Below are 22,486 nucleotides of genomic sequence, written 5' to 3' on the forward strand. Positions count from 1 at the left end.
CTCGGGATCCGGGAGAAGCTGACCGGGGTGCTCGAATCGTTGATCACCGAGCGCCGACTGCTGATAGGGCATGGGGCGGTCCGATGAGAAGTGAGCCACCTCGTAGTCGCCCTGTCGCGGTGATCGGCATGGCCGGTCGCTTCGCTGGGGCGGGCGATGTAGCGCAGTACTGGGGAAACCTTCTTGACGGTGTCGAATCGGTTAGCCGGGCGGATGAGCGGCCTGTGACCGACGGCGGGTTCGTGAGGTCGGTAGGGAAGGTCAGCGACGTCGATCGGTTCGACGCGGACCACTTCCGGGTGCCGCCGGCGGAGGCCGTCACCTTGGATCCGCAACAGCGGATCCTTCTGGAGGTCGCGGCCGAGGCCCTGGACGACGCCGGCTACGCGGGCGAGCGCGATGCCGTGGTCGGTGTGTTCGTTGGGTGTGGGGAGAACCTGTACTACCGCGACTTCCTCGCTCCCGTCGAGGCCAGCGCCGGGCGCCTTGGCGATGTCCGGGTCGCCCTGGCGAACGAGAAGGACTTTCTCGCGCCACGGCTCGCGTTCAAGCTGGGATTCACCGGACCTGCCATCACCGTGCAGACCGGATGTGCCACGTCGCTCAGCGCGGTCGCGCTGGCATGCTCGTCACTGGCTGCAGGGGACTGCGATATCGCGCTGGCCGGCGGTGTCAGTCTCCTGCCGCCGGATATCGATGGCTACACCTACCACGAGGGCGGAATACTGTCGGCTGATGGGCGCTGCCGTCCCTTCGACGTCGGGTCATCGGGGACCGTGCCCAGCTCTGGCGCCGGAATTGTGGTACTCAGACGTGACGATGACGCGCAGGCCGACGGCGACAACCGTCGGGCCGTGATCCGTGGCTGGGCCGTCAACAACGACGGTGGAGCACGCGCGGGATTCGCTGCACCCAATGTGGACGGTCAAGAGGCGGTGATCCGAGCCGCGCTCGCTCGGGCCGGTCTCACTCCGGGCCAGGTTGGCTACGTCGAAGCTCACGGCACCGGTACCGCCCTCGGGGACATGGTCGAGTTCGAGGCGCTCCGGAGGGTGTTCGCCGGCGATGGCCGACCGTCCGGGTCCGTCACCCTCGGTGCGGTCAAGGCGAACATCGGCCACGCCGATGCGGCGTCGGGCGTAGCGGGACTGATCAAGGCGACCTTGGCTGTCGAGAGCGGCACGCTGCCTGGGACGGCACACTTCTCCGCGCCGAATCCTGAACTCGACATGGGCTCGACGCCCTTCGCCATGACCACCGAGACCCGCCCATGGTTGACGGACGGTTCGCGCATCGCCGGCGTGAGTTCTTTCGGGCTGGGTGGGTCAAACGTCCACGTCGTCCTCGAGAGGGCGCTTGCCGAGCCAGCCGTGACGACCATGAGACCCCGCGTAGTGCTGACACTGTCCGCCCGTACCGACGAAGAGCTGCATCGGATGCGCGAGCGGCTCGCCGAACGGCTCGAGACGGTGACGCCGGCCGACTCTGCCGAACTCGCCGACATCGCCTACACGCTTGCCGTCGGGCGCGGCCGTTTCGTCAGACGGTGGTCGGCGGTGGTCAGCAACAGTGCCGACGCGATCGCGAAATTACGAGCACCCGGTGAGATGGCCAGGTCCAACGCGCGCTGGTCGCTGGCGATCGCCGGGGCCCCTGCTGATCTGGCGGAGCTGGGGAAGCGGCTCCAGGTATCCGAGCCGATGGTGCGGTCGGGCCTCGTCGAGCTCACTGGATCGACGGAGTTGAGTGGCCTAACCGCAGAACGAGCCGGCGCGCTCGTGGCGGCTGTTGTCGGCCGGGTCCTGCAGCGTCTCGGGCTGGTCTTCTCCCGAGTGGATGCGCAGGCTTGGGCGCGACCGGTCGCGCAATGGCTCGCCGCGGGCGCCGACACCGCATCGTTGGCTGCGGTCCTGGGCGCCTGCACCGACCCTGCCGAGGGCAGAGACGCCCGCCACAGCCCCGGTCAAGTGGTGATCGGACCATCGTTCGACCTGGACGAAGTGCTGGCTACGGCATGGCAGGCGGGATCCGGGGTCGACTGGGCGACCTACTACGCCGAAGAACCGCGACGGCGTGTCTCGCTGCCCTCCTATCCGTTCACCCGGCGCCGCTTCTGGCTCGACCGTCCCGTGCGCCCGTCCGGCGTCGCCGGTAGCTCCTCGGGCGAATCAGCGCGCCGGAACGGGGTGAACATCGTCAACTATGTCGAGCAGGTGTGGCGCGACGTTCTCGGCGTCGAGAACATCCCGCTGGACGCGCACTTCTCGGATGATCTGGGCGGCGACTCCATATACGCGGTGGAGGTCACTGCCCGCCTCCGCGAGGGGCTGGGGCTCGAATTGCCGGTTGACCTGCCGTTCGTAGCCCCCACAGTCGCTGCCACCGCGGCTTTCGTCGAGGAAGCCTCGGCCAACAAGGAGACAGGCTCATGGTCACCATCAACGACAATATGATCCTCATCCGCGGGCTGGATGTGACGGCCCGCCTCGCCGAGACGGTCGCGGAACTCAGCGACCGTGCCGCTGGCGGCGTCCTGCTGGAAACCCTGACGGGCCGCTACGTTCTCGACAGTGACGCACGTATGGCATGGCTGCTGATCGATGGTCGCCGCAGCCTCGGTCAACTGCTCGACGGTGTCGCCGAGACGTCGGGCCTGCCACTCGAACAGATCCGGCAGTCGACGTACCAGCTCTGCGAGCGGCTACTCGAACTCGGCCTCGTCGAAGTCGCCACGGCTGCCGATGTCGACGCCATCACCAGCCGTTAGGTCTCGGATGACCCGCCAACCGATCACTCGCGTCGGCCTCCAGTTCAGTGGCTACTCGTTCGCAGGTGTCACAGACGACAAGCTTTTCCAGCACGTCGCGGACGCCGCACGAGCAGCCGAGGCCGCCGGCTTCGACAGCCTGTGGACCATGGATCACCTCCACCAGATCGGATCGGTGGGGGGCCGGGATGAACCCATCCTGGAGGCATATACCACCACTGCTGCCCTTGCGGCCGTCACCTCGGTCCCACGTCTCGGAGTGCTCGTCTCCGCCTGCGGATTCCGGAATCCAGCCGTCCTGGCCAAGATGGTCACCACGATCGACATCATCAGCGGTGGCCGGGCCGTTCTCGGTATCGGTGCCGGTTGGCACGAGGAGGAGTACCGCGCGTACGGTCTTGACTTCCCTTCCGCGAGGGAGCGGTTGGCGGAGCTCGCCGAGGCGGTGCAGATCTGCCGGGCGATGTTCACCGAGTACGCGCCGCGGTTCTCCGGGACCTACCACAGCATCGACGGGCCGCTCAACATGCCTGGTCCGATCAATCCTGACGGCCCGCCCATCCTTATCGGGGGTGGCGGTGAGCGGGTGCTGATTCCGATGATCGCCAGGCTCGGGGATGCCTGCAACTTCTTCGGCGGGCCGGCGACCGTACGACACAAGATCGAAGTTCTGGAACGGGCATGCGCGGCCGTCGGCCGCGACAGCAGTGAGATCACGAAGACGTGGCTGGGCCACGTGATCATAACCGATTCCGAGTGGGAGCTCCATGAGGCGCTGGATCGGCTGGGAGTACTCCTGAATCTGACACCGAGTGCCGCTCGTGGATTCGCCCTCTGCGGCACCAGGGACCAGGTGCGGCGTCAGGTGCGGAAGTACCGCGAGTCCGGGGTGGATGGATTCATCCTCGCTGTCCTCGACCCCACCGATCTCGCGCACCTGCATGCCGTCGGCACGACCTTGCGGGAGGCAGTGGATGACTGATCGGACACGTGTCCCGGAGGCCGACCTTGACTTCGATGGCACCCCGGTCGAGATCCTTCAAGCTGTCTGGGCAGATGCTCTCGGCGTCGAAGAGGTCGACCCGGACGCCGGCTTCTTCGACCTCGGCATGACGTCGGAGATGATGCTCGGCGTGGTTCGCGTTCTCCGCCGGCGCTGGCCCCGCCTCAGGATCGTGGACATCTTCTCCCACCCGACCGTCGGGCAGCTCGCCGCGTTCCTCGACGATGAATAGGTCAGACATCGGATGCGGTCCGGCACGTCAACGCGGCACGGACCGTCGCTGCGAGCCGCAGCCACGCTTCACCCCCGAACAGGTGATCACCCTCGGCGATCTCGCAGAAGTTCGTCGGACCAGTCGTCTCCCAGCGCCAAGCATCGACTCGGTCCCTGCTCAGTTGGCTGTCATGGGCGCCGTACACGACGGTGAGCGGCACCGCGAGGGGGGCCCCGGGCTCGTAGATGTAGCGCGATACCAGGCTGATGTCCGCGGCGATGACGGGAAGCAGCAACTCGACGAAGTCGGGTTCCTCTCGGAAATTCTCCGGCACGTATTGCATGAGGTCGTGCTCCGCTTCGAGATCGGCCTCGGCGAAGTAGGGGGGTGGCAGCTGCGACGCGACGAGAAGGTGGGCCACCTCGATGTCATGGTCGGATTTGGCCAAGGCCTTCGCCAGCTCGAACGCCAGTACCGCTCCGAAGCACTGGCCGAACAGCGCCACGCGCGGTACACCCAGACCGACCAGCTCGGCAACGATGTCGCAGACAACCTCGGCGACCGTGTCCGCCGGCGGCTCCATCCGACGGCTCTCGCGCCCCGCCAGTCGCAGACCGTAAACGGTGGACACGTCGTCGAGCACCGGACTCCACGAGCGAAAAGGAGCGGCTCCGGCACCAGCCCACGGAATACACACGAGCGCCAGGCCGTTCTTCGCCGGCGCGCCCCAGGAGACGAGCAATCTTCCCTTTTCAGGTGTCGGCATCGGTGTCGGATCGGCCTGATTCATAACAATGGATACTATGCCGGCGGCGGTCCGGTGTGAAGTGCCGGAGATGCTTTTTCAGTAGCTTTTCTGCAGCATGTCCGAAGATTTCTGACAATGGCCCGGGAGGGATTCTGGTGTTCAACCCCACTATTGACGTTATTGTGGCTCAGTCGAGACTCCGGCAGCAGCCTCCGGACATGAATTTCGACAGTATTCTCAAGCGATTCCCGGGCTTGGTGGAGGCGGATGCCGTCTGCTGGACCGGATCGACCGCGATCGGCTGGGGAAACGTTTTCAGCGATTACGACCTCTTTGCGTTCTCGGATCGGACCCTCGAGTTTCCGGTGGACGAAACCATGGAGACCTGGCCGGGGGTGGACAAGAGCGGAATTCGCTGGGACAACTGGATGGGTGAGTATGAGAAGGCACGTGTCGATCTGACGGTGTGGCCGACCGGCACTTTCGCCAAGGTGCTGCAGCCCTACCTCGACGACGAGGTGGAGTTCTGCGGCACGAGCGAAGCCATGCTGGCTTTCGTCTACCGGATGTCCATCGCCATCCCGCTGAAGAACGACAGTTACTTCGTGGAGGCGCGTGAACTCCTGGACAGGTCGTCGTTCCGTCGCGCACGCGCCAGGACCGCCAAGGTACGGGCGGAGAACTCCCTCACCGATGTGGCGGGTCAGCTGGATACCGGGGATCAGGCCTCAGCACGCATATCCGCCCGGGTCGCGGCGTTCCGGGTGGCCGACGCCTGTCTCGCGTTGTACGGGGATTTCTGCCACGCCGAAAAATGGACGATGCGCCGTTTGCGGAGCAAGCCCGAGTGCGGAATAGGTGCCGATGAGTTCCGGTCCGCGGTGCTGGACGGCGCCCGCCCGGGAGAGTCCGACGGGGACTGCGCGCTGCGCGTAGCGCGTTGGGCCCAAGGGCACCTTGTCCGACTCGAGGGCGAATTCCTGACGGGCTCCTGACCGAGCCAGGTGCATTGCAAGTTCGAGAACAATGACGAGGAGATCGAGCTGAATACCGTCGGACCTGTCACAGCGGTCGTCGCGCGGATGGATGGGCGTGGCTGGGAGGACGTCGGTGCTGCCCGGACCACCCTCGCGAAGGTGGCCGACGTTGTCGCGATTCCGGTCGGGGGCGCCCGATGAGCGGTACCGGCCGGCTGGCCCAGTTCCGCGCTGCGCTGCGTGGCCCGGAGGATCGTCGCCAGCAACTACTGGCGCGAGCAACGATCGTGAACACCGTCGGCATGGGGATGTTCCTGTCCGCCGGGACTATTTTCCTGATCAAGTTTACCGGCCTGAGTCCGGCCGCGGTCGGTGCCGGGCTCACGGTCGGATCTTTAATCGGTGTCGGGGCCGGCGTGCTGATCGGTGACCTGGCCGATCGCCGCGGCTCACGCGAGGTCGTCATCGCCGCCATGTTGCTGGAGGCCGTGGGGAGCATCTGCCTCCTGCTGGTCGACAATCTGTGGACCTTGATAGCCGTCGCCGCCGTCGCCTCTGTCGGGAGCGGAGGGACCGGCAGTGCCCGCGGCGCAATGATCGGTGTGCTCGCCGAAGCGGGCAAGGGCGCACGATTGCGCTCGTACCTGCGTGCCGTGACAAACGTCGGGCTCGCGATCGGCACGCTGTCGGCCGCAGTTGCTCTGTCCATCGATACTCGTCCGGCCTACCTCTTCCTCATCGTCACCGACACGGTCACGTTCCTGCTCTCCGCCGCCATTCTGTCTCGGCTGCCGCACCTTCCGCCGACGCGTGTCGCCAAAATCGACGACTCCGCCAAGGCTGAACGCAAGTGGGTTGCTCTGCGTGACCGCCACTATCTAGGTCTGACAGTCGCGTCGTCGGTGGCCAGCCTGCAGTATTGGGTCCTTGTTCAAGCTCTTCCTGTGTGGATTGTGTTCAAGACGGACGCCCCGCGTTCAATGGCGGCGCTGGTGCTCTTCATCGCGTCGATCGCCGTCGCGGCGATGCAGATGCCGGCGACCCGCTCCATTGACGGTCCACAATCGGCTGCGCGTCTGATCACGCTGTCCGGACCAGTTTTCCTGGTTGCCTGGTTCATGATGGCGTTGTCGGCCGGCCCTGCCGCGTGGATCGCCATTGTGCTGCTGTTGTTCGGTGTGCTCGTGCACTCGCTGGCAGAGGTATGGCAGGCCGGTGGGACCTTCGAGTTGTCTTTCGCGCTCGCACAGCCCGAGGCACAAGGACAGTACCAGGGCGTCATGGGCCTGGGGCACTCCATTGCCGCCGCAGTGGCACCGGTGATCGTAATCACGTTGTGCGTCAACGGAGGGATTTATGGTTGGGTCGCGCTTGCCCTGGTGGTCTCCATTGCCGGATTCGTCTGTGCTTTGGTCGAGAGGCATTGGGCCCGATCGCGCGCCGTGCCCAGCAATCAAGAAATGCAGAGCCGGACAGCGCATCCGGCGTCGCCGTGATGAGAGGAGCCTGGGATGTCACAGGTTGTAGGCGTTGAACTCGTGGCGAAGCTGACGGCGATCTGGGAGGCCGAACTAGGTGTCGCCGTCGCTCCTGACGACGACTTCTTCGACCTCGGCGGTGACTCGCTGCTGGCGCTCGTGGTGGCTCGTCAAGCAGTCGCGGCGGGGATGCCGATGCAGCCGGCAGCCATATTGCGCCATCCGACGGTCGCGGCGCTCGCCGATGCGGTGCGAAGGGGAACAGCGTGACTCGGGCTTCGCCGCGGACAGTGCACGGTGTGTTCGCCGGATTCGCTCACTCGATGCCTGGGGCGGTCGCCGTCGAGGACGACCAGGACTGTCTGACCTATGCCGAGCTGGATCAGCGAGCGACGGCGCTGGCGAGGGCCATCGTCGACCGAGGATGCCAGGGCGGGTTCGTGGGTGTTCTGCTCGGCCGCTCGATGCGGACCATCGTCGCTCTGCTCGCCGTCCTGAAGGCCGGCGCGGCCTATGTACCGCTCGAGCCGGCGTACCCCCAGGCACGGCTCCGGGAGATGATCGAGCAGTGCGGCACCACACTGGTGCTGACGACCGCCGCTGCTCACGACCACATCGGCGGACTCGGCGTGGACGTGATCCTCCTGGACGAGGAGCGACACGTCGCGGCGACTGACCCGTTCACCGAGCCCGAGCGCCGGCCTTTGGACCCGGCGTACGTCATGTTCACGTCGGGCACCACCGGCCGGCCCAAGGCCGTCGTGGTCTCGCATCACAACGTCGTCAATCTGGCGACCGGTGCCGACTATGTGGATCTGAGCCCGGCCCGGACGGTGCTGCAGTTCGCTCCGATCTCGTTCGACGCGTCGACGTTCGAAATTTGGGGTGCCCTGCTGAACGGCGCCAAGTTGGTGGTCGCACCCGAGGATCTGCTCGGCAGCGACCGGATCGGTGAGATGCTGGCGCGCCACAAGGTCGATACGATGTGGCTGACCTCGGCGCTGTTCCACCGGATCGTCGACACCGATCTGCCGGCGCTCGAACCGGTGACTCAGTTGCTGGCGGGCGGCGATGTGCTCTCCGCCGATCACGTGCGGCGGGCGCTGGCGGCGGTGCCGGGCCGAGCCGTGGTGAACGGCTACGGCCCGACGGAGACCACGACCTTCGCGTGTTGTCATCGCGTGTCCGCGGTCGAGGACGCCTGCCATCCGATGCCGATCGGCCGCGCGATCCCTGGCGTCCGGTTGTGGATCATGACTGAGGAGGGTGTGCCCGCGGCCCCTGGGGAGGCAGGCGAGCTGTGGATTGCCGGCGATGGCGTGTCGCTCGGCTACCTGGGGGATCCGGACGAGAGTAGCCGTAAGTTCGTTCCCGAACCGGGGAGACCGGATTCCCGTGCCTATCGGTCCGGCGATCTGGTGCTGCTGCGCGGCGACGGGTTGCTGGAATTCCTCGGCCGGATCGACGACCAAGTGAAGGTACGCGGGTATCGTATCGAGCCTGCTGAGGTGGAAGCCGCTCTTGTTGAGCAGTCCACCATACGCAGGGCTGTGGTGACCGCCCAGGAGTTCAGGCCCGGTGACAAGCGTCTCGTAGCCTACCTGGTCCTCTCGCCCGGCGCCGAACTCCGCGTTCCTCAGCTTCGGCGTGCGTTGTCCGCGCGGCTGCCGTCTTACCTGGTGCCGGCCCGGTACGTGGTGCTGGACGATCTGCCGGTCACGAGGAACGGCAAGGTCGACCGGCGCGCGCTACCCGTGCCGGAATGGACGGCGCCCGCCCCGCGCGAGCCCGATGGCCATCACGACCGCCAGCATGGAGAAGTCGATCGATAATTATGCACATGACTATAGAATGGCGTGGGTGAAGACCGCCGATGCGGCAGGGAAGCTGCTTGCCGTCAGCGACCTGCATGTCGCGTACCTGGAGAACAGGCAGGTCGTCGAGCAGCTACGGCCGGAGTCGGACGCCGACTGGCTGTTGGTGGCCGGAGACGTCGGCGAGGTGATGGCCGACGTCGAGTGGGCCCTGGCTCTGCTCGCCAGCCGGTTCGCCAACGTCGTCTGGACACCCGGGAACCACGAGCTGTGGACCCCACCCGATGATCCGGTGCAGTTGCGCGGGGAACAGCGCTACCAGAAGCTGATCGAGCTGTGCCGGACGCTGGGCGTCACGACGCCGGAAGACCCGTACCCTGTCTGGGACGGTGCGGGCGGGCCGGTCACCGTCGCACCACTGTTCCTGCTCTACGACTACACCTTCCGACCGGACGGTACCTTCACCAAGCAGCAAGCGTTGGCCAGGGCGCACGAGGCCGGCGTGGTGTGCACCGACGAGTACATGTTGCACCCCGACCCGTACCCGAGCCGGGAGGCGTGGTGCCGGGCCAGGGTGGCGCTGACCGAGCAGCGACTGGCAGCCTGCGACCCTGCCCTGCCGACCGTGCTGGTCAGCCACTGGCCGCTGGTCCGCGAACCGACCCGGATCCTTCGCTATCCGGAGTTCGCCCAGTGGTGCGGCACCGAACTAACCGCCGACTGGCATGCCCGATTCAACGCGGCCGCGTCGGTCTACGGGCACCTGCACATCCCGCGCGTGACATACCACGACGGCGTGCGCTTCCAGGAGGTCTCGCTCGGCTACCCACGCGAACGGCGACGGTGGCCCGTCCCGCGCAGCTGGCTGCGAACCGTCCTACCCTACGCGGAGCCCGAGTGATCGAGGAGATCCTGCCCCCGAAGGTCGCCTCCTCGGAGGCCTTCGACGACGTGGCCGAGGCCACCCTGTTCCCCCAAGAGGAAGCAATGATCGCCAGGTCGGTGGACAAACGGCGCCGTGAGTTCAGCACGGTCCGGTTGTGCGCCCGCCGCGCGATGGCCGATCTGGGCCTGCCGTCGGCACCCGTACTCCCCGGTCTACGTGGCTCGCCGCAGTGGCCGGGCGGCGTGGTCGGCAGCATGACGCACTGCGACGGCTACCGGGCCGCCGCGCTGGCGTACGCCACGCACCTGCGGACCATCGGCATCGATGCGGAGCCGCACGACGAACTCCCCGACGGCGTGCTCGACGCAGTCGCGCTGCCGCAGGAGAAGGAACAGTTGGCCGCGCTGAAAGCCGCATCGCCGGGAAAGCACTGGGACCGCCTGTTGTTCAGCGCGAAGGAGAGCGTCTACAAAGCATGGTTCCCGCTGGCCCGACGCTGGCTGGGGTTCGAGGAAGCGGAAATCACGTTCAACCCGGCACGGCGCAGTTTCACCGTCCGACTCCTGGTGTCGGGCCCGGAAGTGGACGGCAGCCGGTTGACCGGCTTCACCGGCCGCTGGAAGATCGACTCCGGCCTGGTCCTCACCGCGATCGCTCTGTAGCGCGGCGGAGTGCCCCACATTTTGCGGAGTCACCGACCCGCACCACCCGTGCCCGCACCACCCGTGAACCGCCCGGATTTGATGGAGGCTCATGTCCTTGGGAAGGATCGAGTCATGTCACGTTCGGACGTGTATCCGCAGGAGCTGCGTGAACGGGCGGTGCGGATGGTGGGCGACGTGAGGCCCGACTATGAGTCGGACTGGGCGGCGATTACCGCGGTAGCGCAGAAGCTCAACATCGGCACGGCCGAGAAGCTGCGCAAGTGGGTGCGCCAGGCGCAGGTCGATGCCGGGCAGCGGCCGGGGGTCACGAGTGAGGAGTCGGCCGAGCTCAAGCGGCTGCGCCGGGAGAACGCCGAGCCGCGCCGGACCAACGAGATCCTCAAGGCCGCTTCGGCTTTCTTTGCGGCCGAGCTCGACCGGCCACAGACACACTCGTTAGATTCATCGACTCTCATAAGGAGGAGTTCGGCGGCGTGGAGCCGATCTGCCGCGTGCTGGCCGAGCACGGGGTCAGTATCGCGCCGAGCACCTACTACGCGGCCACAAACCGGCCGCCGTCAGCACGGACGACCCGCGACGCCTGGCTGATCGACCAGATCCGGCGAGTGCACACGGCCAACTACGGCGTCTACGGCGCCCGCAAGGTCGGGCAGCAGCTGCGGCGTGAGGATGTTGCTGTGGCCCGGTGCACGGTGGAGCGGCTGATGCGCGCTGACGGGCTGGCCGGCGTCGTGCGCGACAAGGCCATCCGCCCCACGGTCGCCGGCGACCGCCACCAGCGCGCCGGTGACTTGGTCAACCGGGACTTCAGCGCCCGAGCGGCCCAATCGGACCTGAGTCGCGGACTTCACCCGTGTGACCGCCTGGTGCGGGATCGTCTACGTCGCGTTCGTCGTCGACGTGTACTCGCGGGCGATCGTGGGCTGGTCGGCCGCCACGAACAAACGCAGCCCGTTGGTGCTGGGCGCGCTGGAGATGGGCCTGTGGCGACGTGACCGTGACGGCCACGGCTGCGCGTCCGGTCTAATCCATCATTCGGATGCCGGCAGCCAAGGTGAATTCAACCGGTCGTCGCAACACCTCGAGTATGGAGGTGTTGCGACGACCGGTTGAATTCACCCAATACACCAGCTTCCGGTTCACCACCCACCTGGCCGCGGCCGGCATCGCCGCCTCGATCGGCAGCGTCGGCGATGCCCTGGACAACGCGTTGATCGAGTCCACCATCGGCCTGTACAAGACCGAGCTGATCAAACCACGCGGGCCGTGGCGCAGCCTCGCCCAGGTCGAACTGGCCACCGCCGAGTGGGTCGACTGGTACAACCAAGCAGGCCTTCCCGGAATCTTGGCTTCTCCCACCACCCGACGATTTCGTCGGCCATGGAGTCGACTTCCTGGCGGGCTAGGACTAGGCCGGGGTGGCCCTGTAGCTCGGACCATAGGAATTCACTGATCGCTGTCCGGTCAGCGCCAGCATGCAAGCGGGTCAACAGCGGTTCCAGCATGAAGTCGTACTCGTCAGATCCAAAATCGGCGAGTCCGATGGGGTCCCATGCCGCGAGGCGGTACCTCAGACCGGGTCGGTATTTACGCAGGTCCACGTTTTGATCATGACATCTGCGTAGGGCTTGGCTGTACAGCCATTGGTACAGCCAAGCCGGCCGACGTAGGCCGGGGGAGAGCGACGACCGCGGACAGTTCGCGCAGGTCAGAGGCATTGACCGGCCGCGGCCGACAAGTCGCTTTGACTTTGCGAGGCGAGGTTCGGGACGTGCCCGTGGCGACGTTGCTGGGGACCATGCGGGGACCACATGTGGTGCGCCGTGCCGCACGACCAGTGCTCCTTGACGCGTTAGCCGCGCGGGGGCCCGCACGCGACCTGCGGAAACGCTTAACCAAACCGACCTGGGGGTCAAGGGGTCGTCGGTTCAAATCCGGCCGTCCCGACAGATGTGGAAGGCCGCTGACTCGGGCAGAAGGCCCAGGTCAGCGGCGTTTTTTGCCCTTCATGGCCGCAGTGGGCGCGAACTTCGTCGTAAGCGCCGGGGACCATTTGGGGATCAGCTAGCGGCACTTGTGCGCCTACGTCCATACCCGGAGAAGCTGGACCCCCGCGAGGACGCACGCGCCGAGGCCCAAGCCATGGTGATCCTGCCTGGGGTGCCGTGGAGATTCGTAATCAAGCACGGATGCATCTGCGCAATGGCGATGAGCTCTACACGTCCACCCTGGACGCGATATCGCGCTGGCCCGAAACGGCAACGTGCGTCGCGGTTACTCTACGGGGTGATTCTGTTCGCCTGGTGTCCTGCCATGGGCTGGCCGACCTTGTGGGAATGATTGTCCGCCCGTCTCCAACCTTCACCAACGCAGCGGGCCGGGCGAAGGTACAGCGTCGCGTAGAGGCCAAGGGATGGCTCGGCCGATGGGCCGGACTGCGGCTGGAGTTCTAGCGCTCACGCTAAGCGAAGGAAGGGAAGGATAGCCTCGACAGGACGTCCTCTTCTCGACATGATCACTCGTCGGTCCCATCCCGCTGGGGCACCGACCGTGACGGCCGCGGTGGCAACCGGCCCGCCCGCTCAGCGGCTACTTGTTGACTGGTGTTACGGCCGCAGCCCGGCCAGGCTTGGTCGAGGTGACCGGCGGTATCGCTCTCTCAGCGGCTGCCCACCGCAAGTTGGTGTGGCTCTCATCTGGCATGCGTCCCGCCGGTCACCGTGGCGCGGAGAGGCTCCAGAGGGGTCTGCCCAGCTCGAAGTAGCGCTGCCCTCCTCGCCGATATCAGGTCGGTGGGATCGAGGAGGACAGCGTGGGACGAGTCATCATCGGCATGGATCCGCACAAACGATCGGCGACGATCGAGGTCATCGACGACGGCGAGAACATGCTCGCTCAGGGCCGGTTCGGCACCGACACCGCCGGCTACCAGGCCATGCTCAAGGCTGGCCGCAAGTATCGGCACCGCACCTGGGCGGTCGAGGGTTGCAACGGCATCGGCCATCACATCGCCCAACGCCTGGTCGCCGACGGCGAAACCGTGCTCGACGTGCCGGCCAAACTGTCCGCCCGGGCGAGGGTGTTCGCCACCGGCCAGGGCCGCAAGACCGACCCCGTCGACGCCCACTCGGTGGCCGTGGCCGCCCTACGCACCAAGGGATTACGCCAGGTCGTCGTCGATGACGCCACCGTCGCGCTGCGGCTGTTGGCCGACCGCCGCGACGAACTCGGCCGGGCCCGCACCGACACGGTCAACCGGCTGCACCTGCTGCTGCTCGAGCTGGTGGCGGGCGGGGCCAAGAAGGATCTGTCCGCGCTGCAGGCCCGCGCCCTGCTCAACACGGTGCGTCCCCGCGACATTGTCGGGCGCACCCGCCGGCAGCTGGCCGCCGAGCTGATCACCGAACTCGCCGTCATCGACAAGAAGATCAAAACCGCCGACGCGCGGCTGACCGCGCTGATCGCCGCCACCGGCAGCCGGCTGCAAGAACTCACCGGTATCGGCCCGTCGGGCGCTGCCCGGCTGATCGGCGACGTCGGCGACATCGCCCGGTTCGCCAGCCGCGGGCACTTCGCCTCCTGGAACGGCACCGCACCGTTGGACGCCTCCAGCGGCGACCAGGAACGCCACCGGCTCTCGCGGGCCGGCAACCGGCGCATCAACCGCGCCTTGCACATCATGGCCGTCGTGCAGCTGCGCCACGATACCGAAGGCCGCGCCTACTACCGGCGCCGAGTCGCCGCCGGCAAGACCCCGATGGAAGCCATGCGCGCCCTCAAACGACGACTGTCCGACGTGGTCTACCGGCAGATGGCCGCCGACGCCAAGGCGGCGAGGACGGGCCCGGGAGGACAGTCGGGAGCGGCTCTTCAATCCAGCGCGGCCGGCCCAATCCCGATGGCCAGCTCTTCGGATCAGTCGCTTCCCGGACCCGCCGACACCCACCCTAGAACACTGCTCCTCGCCCGCTATTGACACAGAGGGGTGCCAGATGTACGGCCGAGCAGGATTCGCCCTCCTACGCCAGCGGATCCTGCTCGCATAGGTCACCGGCCGCGACCACCGTTACCGTGCCAGAGCCAAACGAAACGGTGTGGACGATGCGTGTTGTAGTGGTCGACGGACGCACGCCAGCCGTCGAAGGGCGGAACCGGCTGGCCGTCCCCGGATCACGCGCCGGGCGCGCGGTAGTCGACGGTCTGCTTGACCGCTTGGTCGACTTCTGCCGGGGTCAGCAGCACCACGGTCTTGGTGGTAGCTCCACCGGACGTGCCAACCGCGAGAGCGACGGCGGCGGCGGCCTTGTTGTCGGGCAGTTCGCAAATCAGATGCACGTCGGGCTCACCGAATCCGAAGTCGAACGACTCAAGCCGTCCGCCGACGCTTTCGACCGTTCTCCGGACCGCCTCGACTCGTCCGGTGCCCCCATCCTTGCGTAGCCCGCGTAGCCCGTCGACTGTGTAGGTCGACTGGATCAGGAATCTCGGCATCGCGATCACCCCCTTCCAACCGAGCGTAACCACCGGAGGCATACCGGCCGAAACGCCCAGTTGGCGGCAAAACCGCATCATTTGAAATCCCGACGACGAGCGCGGACCACTCACCGCTGGGGCAGCCGCTCCCGGCACCGCCCATGAAGATCACCAAGTTGCGCGGCCGGCAAAACGCAGTCTTGATCAGGTCACAGCCACACCAGCGTCAGCCTGCCGCACCCCGACCCTCCACCAAGGATGGCCCATCACCGTATGCGTGCCAGAGCCGTTCGTTGTGCAGACCCACGTCAGCCGTGCGTTGTCAGAGTCGCCCGTTCAAGTAGGCAGGTTTGCGTTGACGAACTCCTGGACGAGGGCGGTGTATCCCTCCCATCCGTCGTAGGCGAAACCGATTTTGCGCGCGGCGTTGTCGATCTGGTACAGCGCCTCCGCCAGTTGTTGGTCACTTCCGGGGTAGATCTGCTCGCGCAGCGTTTGATCGGCGATTAGCCGTTCCGCGATGAGCTGGGTGCGGGAGCCGTAGAACTTGGCGAAGTGGGATAGTAAACACCGCTCGGCCCGGAGTTGTTTGTCGCAGCCAGCGCGATGACAGGCAAGGAAGTCGAATTGGTTGAGGCTGGTCAGGATGCGATCATCTTCGGCTGCAAGGTCGGGCCGGAGGCAGTTCAGGCGCCGCATGATGTCCCGGGCGCGGCTGACCATGGAGACCGCAGACTCGCCACCGGTGGCTTCCGGTACGAGTCCCGCCCGGTTGACCATCGTCGTGGCGTGCCGGAGCACGTGATGCAGCGGTGGCTAGGGCATGTCAACGGTCAGAACGGAAGCCTGAACTGTGTCTCGCCAGACCCTGCCGGACAGGGGCCGGGGATGGTGCTGCCGGCGGCGGGTGTGGCCTCGGCGCGGATCTGCTGTTGGCTGGTGATGTCACGATGGTCAACGCGTTTCGGGTACGTACTTCCTGCTGGCCACACTGCGGTGGCTGGGCAGGACGGGACGACGGTCGTGGGCTGCTGAATCGCCGGTGGGTCTGACGGGGTCTGTGGGGGCCAGTCGCGGTGGCAACGTTGTGATCCCGGCCCGAGAGTGGCTGCTTACCTCCGGTCCCGCCATCGCCTCGCATGCGCTGATGAGCGCGGGCATGGGGGTGATGTTGCTGGCGATGTCGTGATTCCGCGAGGGGGCGGCGGCTGACCACCGATCAGCGCGCGGAAGGCGGGCGGCCCTGCCGCCGACGACCATGGCGCTGCCGTTACCTCGGAATCCGGGGCGGGTACCGGAGTGCGCCTGCCCCGTAGCGTTGGCGGCGCGACAGCGCATAATGCGGGGATGGACGCTCCGTTCGTCGGGTTGGTGCGGTGCGGCAGCTGGCAATAGTTGGCGCACGTGCGCGCAGTGGACCACTGGCGTCGAAGTGGATCAAGGTAAACGTGACGACATGGGTAGGCACCGCGCCGGAAACGCATGGATTCTCATCAGCGCCTTCCGGGCTTAGGCTGGTCAGGTGTACGAGATCGCGCTGAGCGTGGCGGCGTGCCTGAGGGCGGGTACCAAAGTGGACGTCGCGTGGGTGATCGAGGCCCGGGGATTGGGCGCCCGGGACATGGGGGAGGCGCTGGCAATCACGCCGGGCGGCGGTCGAGTGGGCGCTGTCTTGTCGGGTGCGCTCAATGACCAGCTCGTGGATCTGTCCGAGCAGGGCGCCAGCGGTCGAATCGTCAACCTGCACGTCGGGGACTTGGACGCCGAGTTGGCGGGGTTGGCCTGCGGCGGTGACGCGCGCTGCCTGCTCGTGCCGGCGGCTGATCTGCCGGCCGGGTTGTGGGAGCGGCTGCGGAAGCGTGATCCGGTCTGCCTGTTGACTCGCCTCGATGGCGACCGGGTGTCGGACATCGCGATCTACGGTCCGGAGACGATCGCCGACGCGGGGGAGGACGCGGCGCGGTTGTTCAGCCGAGGCGCGAGCGATTCAGCCATCGCGCCGGGCACGGTGGTGACGGTCTTCTGGCCCGTTCCGAAGTTGGTCATCATTGGAGCCGGTGCGGTTGCCGATGCCTTGCGGAGCGCGGCGGATCTCGTCGGTTGGCACACGCAGGTGATCACCCAGGTCAGTACGGCAACCGGAGTGATCGCGGGGCTTGCGGGCCTGGACAAGGTCGTGGTCATCAGCCACGATGACGACCTCGCAGGCCCCGCACTGGCCGCGGCGCTGGCCGGTGAGGTCGGCTACATCGGGGCTCTCGGTTCGCGCCGGACACAGCAGTCCCGGGCGGACTGGCTCGCTTATCGCGGGATCACCGACCTGGACCGCGTTCATGGACCTGCGGGGCTCGATATCGGTGCCAATACTCCGCCGGAGATCGCCGTATCCATTCTCGCCGAGGCGTTAGCGGTGAGTTCGAAGGCGAACGCCGGCTCGCTACGCGAGAAGCCCGGGTCGATCCACTAGCCGATACTGGCAGTTTCTGCCGCCGGGCGCAGCGAGCGTCGCTCGACGGGAGGGGAATCCGGTCAGACCCGGCGACCGGTTAAGGCATGTCTTAATCTGCTGTCGCATCAACCGTCTGTGCCGCCTAGGGTCGATATCCAAGGTCGATAGTTCGACAGCGACCGGAGAGGACGGTTGGCCATGACGCACCAGCCCGATGACGCGGTCGATGTGCTGCGCGCGGTGTGGGCCGCAGAGGGTCAGCGGTCCGAGGACCTGGACGAGGTGGGCGGGTCGACGAAGCCCTGTCGCAACATGAAGGACGTCAGCTTCGACGGGATGGCCGAGTCCGGCAGCGACCTACGCGTCGCCTGGCGGGAGCGGCTCCGCCGCGAGGGAAAGCTCCGCCCGTCGGGCAGTAGCATCCGTGACCTGGTGCTGGGCCCCGCCGAAACACCCTGACCGATCGGATGGTCACCGGACGCGTCGACGCGCCGGCGATGAGGAGAGACCGGATGGACCGTCCGGAGACGGTAGCTCAGCTGACCCAGCTCTTGCGTGACGGTGGCTACCTGGCCGACCGAGGGTTGTCGACCGCGCTGTTCGTCGCGTTGTCGCTTGGCCGTCCGATCCTGATCGAGGGAGAGGTCGGCGTCGGCAAGACCGAGGTCGCGAAGGTGCTCGCGGCGGTTTTCGGCCGGCGACTGATCCGATTGCAGTGCTACGAGGGCATCGACACCAGCCAGGCGCTCTACGAGTGGGACTACGCCCGGCAGATGCTGCAGATCCGTGCCTTGTCCCAGCGTGAACTGGACAGCGACGAGGCGGTCGACAAGTTGTTCGGACCAAAATTCCTCATCGAACGGCCTCTGTTGGAGGCCGTTCGCACGGGCGATCAGGCGGTCCTGCTCATCGACGAGGTTGACCGGGCCGACGACGAGTTCGAGGCGTTCCTCCTGGAGGTACTCGCCGACTTCCAGATCACCGTTCCCGAGGTGGGCACGATCAAGGCCGAAACGCCGCCGCTGGTCGTACTGACCTCGAACCGGACGCGTGAACTGCACGACGCGCTGAAGCGGCGCTGCCTGTACCACTGGGTGGGGTACCCGAGCGCCGAGCGTGAGGTGGAGATCGTACTGGCGCGGGAGCCGGGGGCGTCCGAGGCGCTGGCGCGCAAGGTAGTCGCCGCGGTCAACCGGCTGCGCAGCCTGGAGCTGACCAAGCCACCGGGCGTCGCGGAGACGATCGACTGGGTACGCACCCTCGACGTGCTAGGGGTCACCGAGCTGGACGCCGGGACGGTCGACGACACGCTGGGCGCGGTCGTGAAGGAGCACGACGATCTGGAACTGGTGCGGGCCGACCTGGACGGGATCGCTTCAGGTGGCTGACGAGGCGCCGATGGTCGGGGTCCTGGTCGACTTTGCCAATGACCTGCGCCGGGCAGGCGTGGCCGTCGGCTCCGGCGACGTGCTCACCTACTGCGCGGCTCTGGCGCTCCTCGACCCGACGGACCTGCTGGACCTGTACTGGACCGGGCGAACCACCATGGTCACCCGGCGCGAGCACCTTCCGGTCTACGACCGGGTATTCCGGAAGTTCTTTCTCGACGATCCGGATGCGCTGCCGGAGCCGGTTAAGCTCACCCTCCGCGTCACGACCGAGACCCAGTCGGTGCTGCAGGTACCCGCGACCGAGCCTGGTACGGAAAGTCTGGACGAGCAGCAGGTGCAGCTCGGCCTGGTGGGCTCGGACGCGGAGGTCCTGCGGAACAAGGCTTTCGCGGCGTGTACTCCCGAGGAGCTGGCCGCGCTGCGGCGCATCATCGCGCGCATGCGGCTCGCCCCGCCACGTCGGCGGACGCGGCGGACGGTCGCCGCACGCGACGGTCGCAGGCCCGACCCGCGCCGGACGGTACGCGCGATGATGCGTAATCACGGCGAACCCTCGACGCTACACTGGCGCCAGCGCAGGCTTCGGCTGCGACCGCTGATCCTGATCGTGGATGTCTCGGGTTCGATGGCCGACTACTCCCGAAGCCTGCTGCAGTTCGCCTACTCGGCCCGGCGCGCCGCCGCGCGGGTCGAGGCGTTCTGCTTCGGCACCCGGCTCACCCGCATCACGAGGGCGTTGGAGCGCCGCCGGGCTGACGAGGCGATGGAGCAGGCAGCCAAGGCCGTCTTCGACTGGGAGGGCGGGACCCAGATCGGCGACTCCCTGGCGGAGTTCGTACGCGACTGGGGACGGCGCGGCGTGTGCCGCGGTGGGATCGTCGTCATCTGCTCCGACGGGCTCGACCGGGGCGACCCGCAGGTGCTGGCCACGGCGATGGAACGGCTGGCGCGGCTGAGTCACCGGGTGGTCTGGCTGAACCCGCACAAGGGCGACAACCGGAACTTTCAGCCGAGCACACTGGGGATGATGGTCGTGGCACCGCACATCGACGCACTGTTGTCCGGACACAACCTGCATAGCCTGGAAGAGTTCGCGGCGCTGCTGTCAGAGTTGAGTTAGGAGCGGACCGTGAGATGGAGCGTGTCCATCGTGGCCGAAGGTGACCGAGTGGTTAACCACGACGAGGTGGTGGAGCTCGCGGACGCGGTAGCCGCCTGGAGCGGGATCGCTTCGGGCATGGGCAGCCAGTATTACGGCGCGCAACTGGTCGTTGAGGCCGAGGACCGTGACACCGCGGTGCGGCGTGGCGCGGACGCGTTTGTCCGGGCGGCAGCACAGGCCGGGCTGCCCTCGTGGCCGATCACGGAGGTCGGCGCCATCAGCGAAGCCGAAGACCAGCTCGGTTACCTCGAATGATCAGGCTCGGTTCGCTCGCCGGGTACCCCTTCGAGGGGCCCCGACTGCTCGGCGGGTGGACGCCGCAGGCGAGACCCGCGGTGTACGCGATCATGTACAAGCCGGATCCCGAGACACGGCACGAGACGTACGCGGTGATCTACGTCGGCCACGCCGACGACCTGTCAGCCGAGCGGTTCCCGTTCAACCACCCCCGCGCACCGTGCTGGATCCTGCGGGCAGGAAACCGGTGGCAGGTCTACATCTGTACGTACGAGGTGCCCGGGGGCCTGCGTTCGCACCGGGAACAGATCCTGCAGGAACTCGTTGCGATCTACCGCCCGAGCTGCAACGAGCAGCACTACGAGCGGTCGTGGAAGGACGAATGGATCGGCGGGTACACGGCGCCGACAACCGGGCCGCTCACCACTGGACGTGACCCCGCCGATCCCACCGCCCGCTGAGTGAAGCGACTCGACTACCCGATGACGAGGTTCGCCTGCTGGTCGGGCTTGGCGTCGCCGGAAACCGCACCGTTGCCCGGCTGGTAGCCGACCGCGTCGTGCAGTCGTGAGCGGCGCCGTCCGGCGGCCGGGCGGGCCGGTGGACGCTTGGCCGGCTGGGCGGGCCGCGGCGCCACGCCGGCGACGATGCCCTCGGCCATGCTGTACAGCAAGGGCAGCGCCCCGGCCACCACGCCGCCGGTGCGGTTGATGTGCTCGACGCCGGGCTTGATCGCCTCCGCGTGCCCGACGATGGTACGCACGATCTCCGCGCACTCCTCGAGGTTGGTGGCGATCCGGTTGAGCTGGCTGCCGACGATGTACAGATAGAAAGCGAGCCCGGCGATCAGCAGGACGATATCGACCACCGACAGGATGACCATCACGGCTACGACCTCACTTTGTCGAGTACGCGGCCCAGGAACAGGTGGTGCTGCAGGCCCTCGGCGAGAACGGCGTCCACGCGTCGGGCGGTCTCGCCGATCAGCGCGGTGTTCTCGGTGTTGGTCGCGGCGGCCCGAAGGGTGTCGCGCACCATGACGACGCGCTGGTCGATCCGGCGCACCAGGACGACCAGGATCGTGAGCAGCGCGGCGACCGCGATTACGATGACGAATCCGCCGATGATCGCCCCCCACCACAGGCCATGCTGAGTCGCGGTCAGCGCCAATTCCAGCGAAGCATGCGGAGCGGAATCAGCGAGTACTGCGGACGTGGCTTGCATGGTCAGCCTCCTAGCCGGGTGCGTCCGCGGTTGAGTCCCGCGACGATGACCTCGGCATGGTTCATCGTCGTGTTCAGCTCTTTGAGAGCCGCGGTGTTGTGCACCGATTCGGTGAGAGAGTCGTTGATCATCTTGGCTTCCTTGCCGATCGACGCAGCCAGTACGAGGATCGGCACCACGAGGGCGACGACCACCAACACGACGACGATCGTGATCGTGTAGCCGACGATCCAGCCGGTGGTGCCGTTGTCCGTTGCCGCGAGTGCGATCATGGATTCACCCCGTCTTTGCCGTGGATGGGATCTCACGGATGGTGTTGTCCTTGAGGAACTGCACCAGCGACTTGGTGGGCTTGGGGATGCGGTGTCTGGCTGCCACGTGCCGGGCCACTTCGATCATCAGTGCGTCTTCATCGGGCGCCGTGAAGCTGGTCCGGCATACCGGGCTGCCGCATCGGAACTCGTACATCGTCGGCTCCTCCCGCTTTCAGACCGATTCGCAGAAGTCGCGGACCGGCTTCAGGTTCGCGTTGACCGAGGGCAGTACCTCCGGGACCGTCCGGGTCTGATGGGCGACGACCCACACGCCCACGATGACGGTGCCGAGGGTCTGCCGGATGGCCTTGAGGTGGAAGATGACCCGCAGCAGACCGATCGCTGCGGCAAGCACGATCAGCGCGGTGATGACCAGGGTCACCCAGGCGGCTGCCGGCATGTCGACGCTCCTCTCTACTTCAGCTCTGCTCGGGCAGGAGCTTCGCGACGGAACCCGCGTACCGCGTCGCGCCGACGGCCACGTCGCGGATGGTGCGGTCGGTGACGGCCAGCATCTCCGGTACGTCGTCGAGCTCGCCGGTAAGGGCGACGCCCCCGGCGAGGATCTCGTCGGTGGCCCCGCGGATCCGCTCCAGCGCCGCGAGTACGCGGTTGAGCAGTGCGACGAGTACGGGGACCACGACGAGCAACAGAACCGCGTCGCCGATCCACCACAGCATCATC

At 66.8% G+C, this 22,486-nt stretch carries 27 protein-coding genes and 1 pseudogene; 19 read left to right on the top strand and 9 right to left on the bottom strand.

Features of this window, described 5'->3' with window-relative positions; all coding sequences use genetic code 11:
- Nucleotides 1-83 precede the first annotated feature (83 nt).
- From HC028_RS23255 to HC028_RS23270, 4 genes are read left to right on the top strand one after another with little or no spacing between them, the layout of a single operon-like run.
- Nucleotides 84-2,453 (top strand): beta-ketoacyl synthase N-terminal-like domain-containing protein, encoded by a 2,370-nt coding sequence (locus HC028_RS23255; RefSeq protein ID WP_275408265.1) that lies wholly within the window; start codon nucleotides 84-86, stop codon nucleotides 2,451-2,453.
- Nucleotides 2,429-2,767, top strand: a complete 339-nt coding sequence (locus HC028_RS23260) for a PqqD family protein (protein WP_168079535.1) — start codon at nucleotides 2,429-2,431, stop codon at nucleotides 2,765-2,767. Before HC028_RS23255 ends, HC028_RS23260 begins: the two co-directional genes overlap by 25 nt.
- A 7-nt stretch (nucleotides 2,768-2,774) precedes the next feature.
- Nucleotides 2,775-3,749 carry a TIGR03560 family F420-dependent LLM class oxidoreductase gene (locus HC028_RS23265; RefSeq protein WP_168079536.1) on the top strand — a complete coding sequence of 325 codons (975 nt, stop codon included), beginning with the start codon at nucleotides 2,775-2,777 and terminating at the stop codon, nucleotides 3,747-3,749.
- Nucleotides 3,742-4,002: an acyl carrier protein gene (locus HC028_RS23270; RefSeq protein WP_168079537.1), complete on the top strand. Its 261-nt coding sequence runs from the start codon at nucleotides 3,742-3,744 to the stop codon at nucleotides 4,000-4,002. The genes HC028_RS23265 and HC028_RS23270 overlap by 8 nt, the downstream gene beginning before the upstream one ends.
- A 1-nt stretch (nucleotide 4,003) precedes the next feature.
- Here HC028_RS23270 and HC028_RS23275 read toward each other — a convergent pair whose 3' ends face one another.
- Complete coding sequence (locus HC028_RS23275; protein WP_168079538.1) at nucleotides 4,004-4,774, bottom strand: thioesterase II family protein; 771 nt, start codon at nucleotides 4,772-4,774, stop codon at nucleotides 4,004-4,006.
- A gap of 176 nt (nucleotides 4,775-4,950) precedes the next feature.
- Here HC028_RS23275 and HC028_RS23280 point away from each other — a divergent pair, with 176 nt between their 5' ends.
- The 9 genes and pseudogenes from HC028_RS23280 (at nucleotide 4,951) to HC028_RS23320 (ending at nucleotide 14,528) form a co-directional block, all read left to right on the top strand.
- On the top strand, nucleotides 4,951-5,727 hold the full coding sequence (locus tag HC028_RS23280) for a hypothetical protein (protein ID WP_168079539.1): 777 nt from the start codon (nucleotides 4,951-4,953) through the stop codon (nucleotides 5,725-5,727).
- A 179-nt stretch (nucleotides 5,728-5,906) separates the two neighbouring features.
- On the top strand, nucleotides 5,907-7,205 hold the full coding sequence (locus tag HC028_RS23285) for an MFS transporter (protein WP_168079540.1): 1,299 nt from the start codon (nucleotides 5,907-5,909) through the stop codon (nucleotides 7,203-7,205).
- A gap of 15 nt (nucleotides 7,206-7,220) precedes the next feature.
- Complete coding sequence (locus HC028_RS23290; protein WP_168079541.1) at nucleotides 7,221-7,457, top strand: phosphopantetheine-binding protein; 237 nt, start codon at nucleotides 7,221-7,223, stop codon at nucleotides 7,455-7,457.
- A gap of 29 nt (nucleotides 7,458-7,486) precedes the next feature.
- On the top strand, nucleotides 7,487-9,019 hold the full coding sequence (locus HC028_RS23295; RefSeq protein ID WP_168079542.1) for an amino acid adenylation domain-containing protein: 1,533 nt from the start codon (nucleotides 7,487-7,489) through the stop codon (nucleotides 9,017-9,019).
- Between the two features lie 19 nt (nucleotides 9,020-9,038).
- A complete protein-coding gene (locus tag HC028_RS23300) occupies nucleotides 9,039-9,902 on the top strand; it encodes a metallophosphoesterase family protein (RefSeq protein WP_168079543.1) in 864 nt (287 codons plus the stop codon).
- Nucleotides 9,899-10,549 carry a 4'-phosphopantetheinyl transferase family protein gene (locus HC028_RS23305; RefSeq protein WP_168079544.1) on the top strand — a complete coding sequence of 217 codons (651 nt, stop codon included), beginning with the start codon at nucleotides 9,899-9,901 and terminating at the stop codon, nucleotides 10,547-10,549. The genes HC028_RS23300 and HC028_RS23305 overlap by 4 nt, the downstream gene beginning before the upstream one ends.
- Before the next feature lie 114 nt (nucleotides 10,550-10,663).
- Nucleotides 10,664-12,005: pseudogene (locus HC028_RS23310) on the top strand (IS3 family transposase).
- A 736-nt stretch (nucleotides 12,006-12,741) separates the two neighbouring features.
- Nucleotides 12,742-13,005 carry a nucleotidyltransferase family protein gene (locus HC028_RS27870; protein ID WP_239075572.1) on the top strand — a complete coding sequence of 88 codons (264 nt, stop codon included), beginning with the start codon at nucleotides 12,742-12,744 and terminating at the stop codon, nucleotides 13,003-13,005.
- A 359-nt stretch (nucleotides 13,006-13,364) separates the two neighbouring features.
- Nucleotides 13,365-14,528: an IS110 family RNA-guided transposase gene (locus tag HC028_RS23320; protein ID WP_168079545.1), complete on the top strand. Its 1,164-nt coding sequence runs from the start codon at nucleotides 13,365-13,367 to the stop codon at nucleotides 14,526-14,528.
- A gap of 194 nt (nucleotides 14,529-14,722) precedes the next feature.
- On the opposite strand, the gene HC028_RS23325 is transcribed toward HC028_RS23320, so the two are convergent.
- Together HC028_RS23325 and HC028_RS23330 are read right to left on the bottom strand one after the other, a co-directional pair.
- Entirely contained in the window at nucleotides 14,723-15,043 is a 321-nt protein-coding gene (locus HC028_RS23325) for a GYD domain-containing protein (protein ID WP_168079546.1), read from the bottom strand.
- A 318-nt stretch (nucleotides 15,044-15,361) separates the two neighbouring features.
- Nucleotides 15,362-15,805, bottom strand: a complete 444-nt coding sequence (locus HC028_RS23330) for a hypothetical protein (protein ID WP_168079547.1) — start codon at nucleotides 15,803-15,805, stop codon at nucleotides 15,362-15,364.
- A gap of 742 nt (nucleotides 15,806-16,547) precedes the next feature.
- Here HC028_RS23330 and HC028_RS23335 point away from each other — a divergent pair.
- The 6 genes from HC028_RS23335 to HC028_RS23360 all read left to right on the top strand — a co-directional run bounded on the left by HC028_RS23335 (nucleotide 16,548) and on the right by HC028_RS23360 (nucleotide 20,725).
- Nucleotides 16,548-17,492: an XdhC family protein gene (locus HC028_RS23335; RefSeq protein WP_168079548.1), complete on the top strand. Its 945-nt coding sequence runs from the start codon at nucleotides 16,548-16,550 to the stop codon at nucleotides 17,490-17,492.
- Nucleotides 17,493-17,672: 180 nt separating this feature from the next.
- Nucleotides 17,673-17,933: a hypothetical protein gene (locus tag HC028_RS23340; RefSeq protein WP_168079549.1), complete on the top strand. Its 261-nt coding sequence runs from the start codon at nucleotides 17,673-17,675 to the stop codon at nucleotides 17,931-17,933.
- 53 nt (nucleotides 17,934-17,986) lie between these two features.
- Nucleotides 17,987-18,862 (top strand): AAA family ATPase, encoded by an 876-nt coding sequence (locus HC028_RS23345; RefSeq protein ID WP_168079550.1) that lies wholly within the window; start codon nucleotides 17,987-17,989, stop codon nucleotides 18,860-18,862.
- A complete protein-coding gene (locus tag HC028_RS27875; RefSeq protein ID WP_203981418.1) occupies nucleotides 18,855-19,985 on the top strand; it encodes a vWA domain-containing protein in 1,131 nt (376 codons plus the stop codon). Before HC028_RS23345 ends, HC028_RS27875 begins: the two co-directional genes overlap by 8 nt.
- 9 nt (nucleotides 19,986-19,994) lie before the next feature.
- Nucleotides 19,995-20,282, top strand: a complete 288-nt coding sequence (locus HC028_RS23355; protein ID WP_168079551.1) for a hypothetical protein — start codon at nucleotides 19,995-19,997, stop codon at nucleotides 20,280-20,282.
- Nucleotides 20,279-20,725 carry a hypothetical protein gene (locus tag HC028_RS23360; RefSeq protein ID WP_168079552.1) on the top strand — a complete coding sequence of 149 codons (447 nt, stop codon included), beginning with the start codon at nucleotides 20,279-20,281 and terminating at the stop codon, nucleotides 20,723-20,725. Before HC028_RS23355 ends, HC028_RS23360 begins: the two co-directional genes overlap by 4 nt.
- Nucleotides 20,726-20,739: 14 nt before the next feature.
- Here HC028_RS23360 and HC028_RS23365 read toward each other — a convergent pair whose 3' ends face one another.
- Genes HC028_RS23365 through HC028_RS23390 form a run of 6 tightly spaced genes read right to left on the bottom strand, consistent with a single transcriptional unit; the run spans nucleotide 20,740 to nucleotide 22,485 of the window.
- Nucleotides 20,740-21,150, bottom strand: a complete 411-nt coding sequence (locus HC028_RS23365) for a hypothetical protein (protein ID WP_203981417.1) — start codon at nucleotides 21,148-21,150, stop codon at nucleotides 20,740-20,742.
- 2 nt (nucleotides 21,151-21,152) lie between these two features.
- A complete protein-coding gene (locus HC028_RS23370; protein ID WP_203981416.1) occupies nucleotides 21,153-21,488 on the bottom strand; it encodes a hypothetical protein in 336 nt (111 codons plus the stop codon).
- A 2-nt stretch (nucleotides 21,489-21,490) separates the two neighbouring features.
- Nucleotides 21,491-21,760 (bottom strand): hypothetical protein, encoded by a 270-nt coding sequence (locus HC028_RS23375; protein WP_168079553.1) that lies wholly within the window; start codon nucleotides 21,758-21,760, stop codon nucleotides 21,491-21,493.
- 4 nt (nucleotides 21,761-21,764) lie between these two features.
- Nucleotides 21,765-21,956, bottom strand: coding sequence for a DUF1059 domain-containing protein (locus HC028_RS23380; RefSeq protein ID WP_168079554.1), 192 nt, complete (start codon nucleotides 21,954-21,956; stop codon nucleotides 21,765-21,767).
- Nucleotides 21,957-21,974: 18 nt separating this feature from the next.
- The gene (locus tag HC028_RS23385; RefSeq protein ID WP_168079555.1) at nucleotides 21,975-22,202 is read right to left on the bottom strand and encodes a hypothetical protein; all 228 of its coding nucleotides are present in this window, start codon (nucleotides 22,200-22,202) and stop codon (nucleotides 21,975-21,977) included.
- Between the two features lie 19 nt (nucleotides 22,203-22,221).
- A complete protein-coding gene (locus tag HC028_RS23390) occupies nucleotides 22,222-22,485 on the bottom strand; it encodes a hypothetical protein (protein ID WP_203981415.1) in 264 nt (87 codons plus the stop codon).
- Between the last annotated feature and the right edge of the window lies 1 nt (nucleotide 22,486).

The sequence above is a fragment of the Planosporangium flavigriseum genome, assembly GCF_011947225.1.
Lineage (GTDB): Bacteria > Actinomycetota > Actinomycetes > Mycobacteriales > Micromonosporaceae > Planosporangium > Planosporangium flavigriseum.

Coding starts and splice junctions, on each gene's coding strand:
- HC028_RS23255 (WP_275408265.1), top strand. CDS start 84: ATGAGAAGTGAGCCACCTCGTAGTCGCCCTGTCGCGGTGATCGGCATG.
- HC028_RS23260 (WP_168079535.1), top strand. CDS start 2,429: ATGGTCACCATCAACGACAATATGATCCTCATCCGCGGGCTGGATGTG.
- HC028_RS23265 (WP_168079536.1), top strand. CDS start 2,775: ATGACCCGCCAACCGATCACTCGCGTCGGCCTCCAGTTCAGTGGCTAC.
- HC028_RS23270 (WP_168079537.1), top strand. CDS start 3,742: ATGACTGATCGGACACGTGTCCCGGAGGCCGACCTTGACTTCGATGGC.
- HC028_RS23275 (WP_168079538.1), bottom strand. CDS start 4,774: ATGAATCAGGCCGATCCGACACCGATGCCGACACCTGAAAAGGGAAGA.
- HC028_RS23280 (WP_168079539.1), top strand. CDS start 4,951: ATGAATTTCGACAGTATTCTCAAGCGATTCCCGGGCTTGGTGGAGGCG.
- HC028_RS23285 (WP_168079540.1), top strand. CDS start 5,907: ATGAGCGGTACCGGCCGGCTGGCCCAGTTCCGCGCTGCGCTGCGTGGC.
- HC028_RS23290 (WP_168079541.1), top strand. CDS start 7,221: ATGTCACAGGTTGTAGGCGTTGAACTCGTGGCGAAGCTGACGGCGATC.
- HC028_RS23300 (WP_168079543.1), top strand. CDS start 9,039: ATGGCGTGGGTGAAGACCGCCGATGCGGCAGGGAAGCTGCTTGCCGTC.
- HC028_RS27870 (WP_239075572.1), top strand. CDS start 12,742: ATGCATCTGCGCAATGGCGATGAGCTCTACACGTCCACCCTGGACGCG.
- HC028_RS23325 (WP_168079546.1), bottom strand. CDS start 15,043: ATGCCGAGATTCCTGATCCAGTCGACCTACACAGTCGACGGGCTACGC.
- HC028_RS23330 (WP_168079547.1), bottom strand. CDS start 15,805: ATGGTCAACCGGGCGGGACTCGTACCGGAAGCCACCGGTGGCGAGTCT.
- HC028_RS23340 (WP_168079549.1), top strand. CDS start 17,673: ATGACGCACCAGCCCGATGACGCGGTCGATGTGCTGCGCGCGGTGTGG.
- HC028_RS23345 (WP_168079550.1), top strand. CDS start 17,987: ATGGACCGTCCGGAGACGGTAGCTCAGCTGACCCAGCTCTTGCGTGAC.
- HC028_RS23360 (WP_168079552.1), top strand. CDS start 20,279: ATGATCAGGCTCGGTTCGCTCGCCGGGTACCCCTTCGAGGGGCCCCGA.
- HC028_RS23370 (WP_203981416.1), bottom strand. CDS start 21,488: ATGCAAGCCACGTCCGCAGTACTCGCTGATTCCGCTCCGCATGCTTCG.
- HC028_RS23375 (WP_168079553.1), bottom strand. CDS start 21,760: ATGATCGCACTCGCGGCAACGGACAACGGCACCACCGGCTGGATCGTC.
- HC028_RS23380 (WP_168079554.1), bottom strand. CDS start 21,956: ATGTACGAGTTCCGATGCGGCAGCCCGGTATGCCGGACCAGCTTCACG.
- HC028_RS23385 (WP_168079555.1), bottom strand. CDS start 22,202: ATGCCGGCAGCCGCCTGGGTGACCCTGGTCATCACCGCGCTGATCGTG.
- HC028_RS23390 (WP_203981415.1), bottom strand. CDS start 22,485: ATGATGCTGTGGTGGATCGGCGACGCGGTTCTGTTGCTCGTCGTGGTC.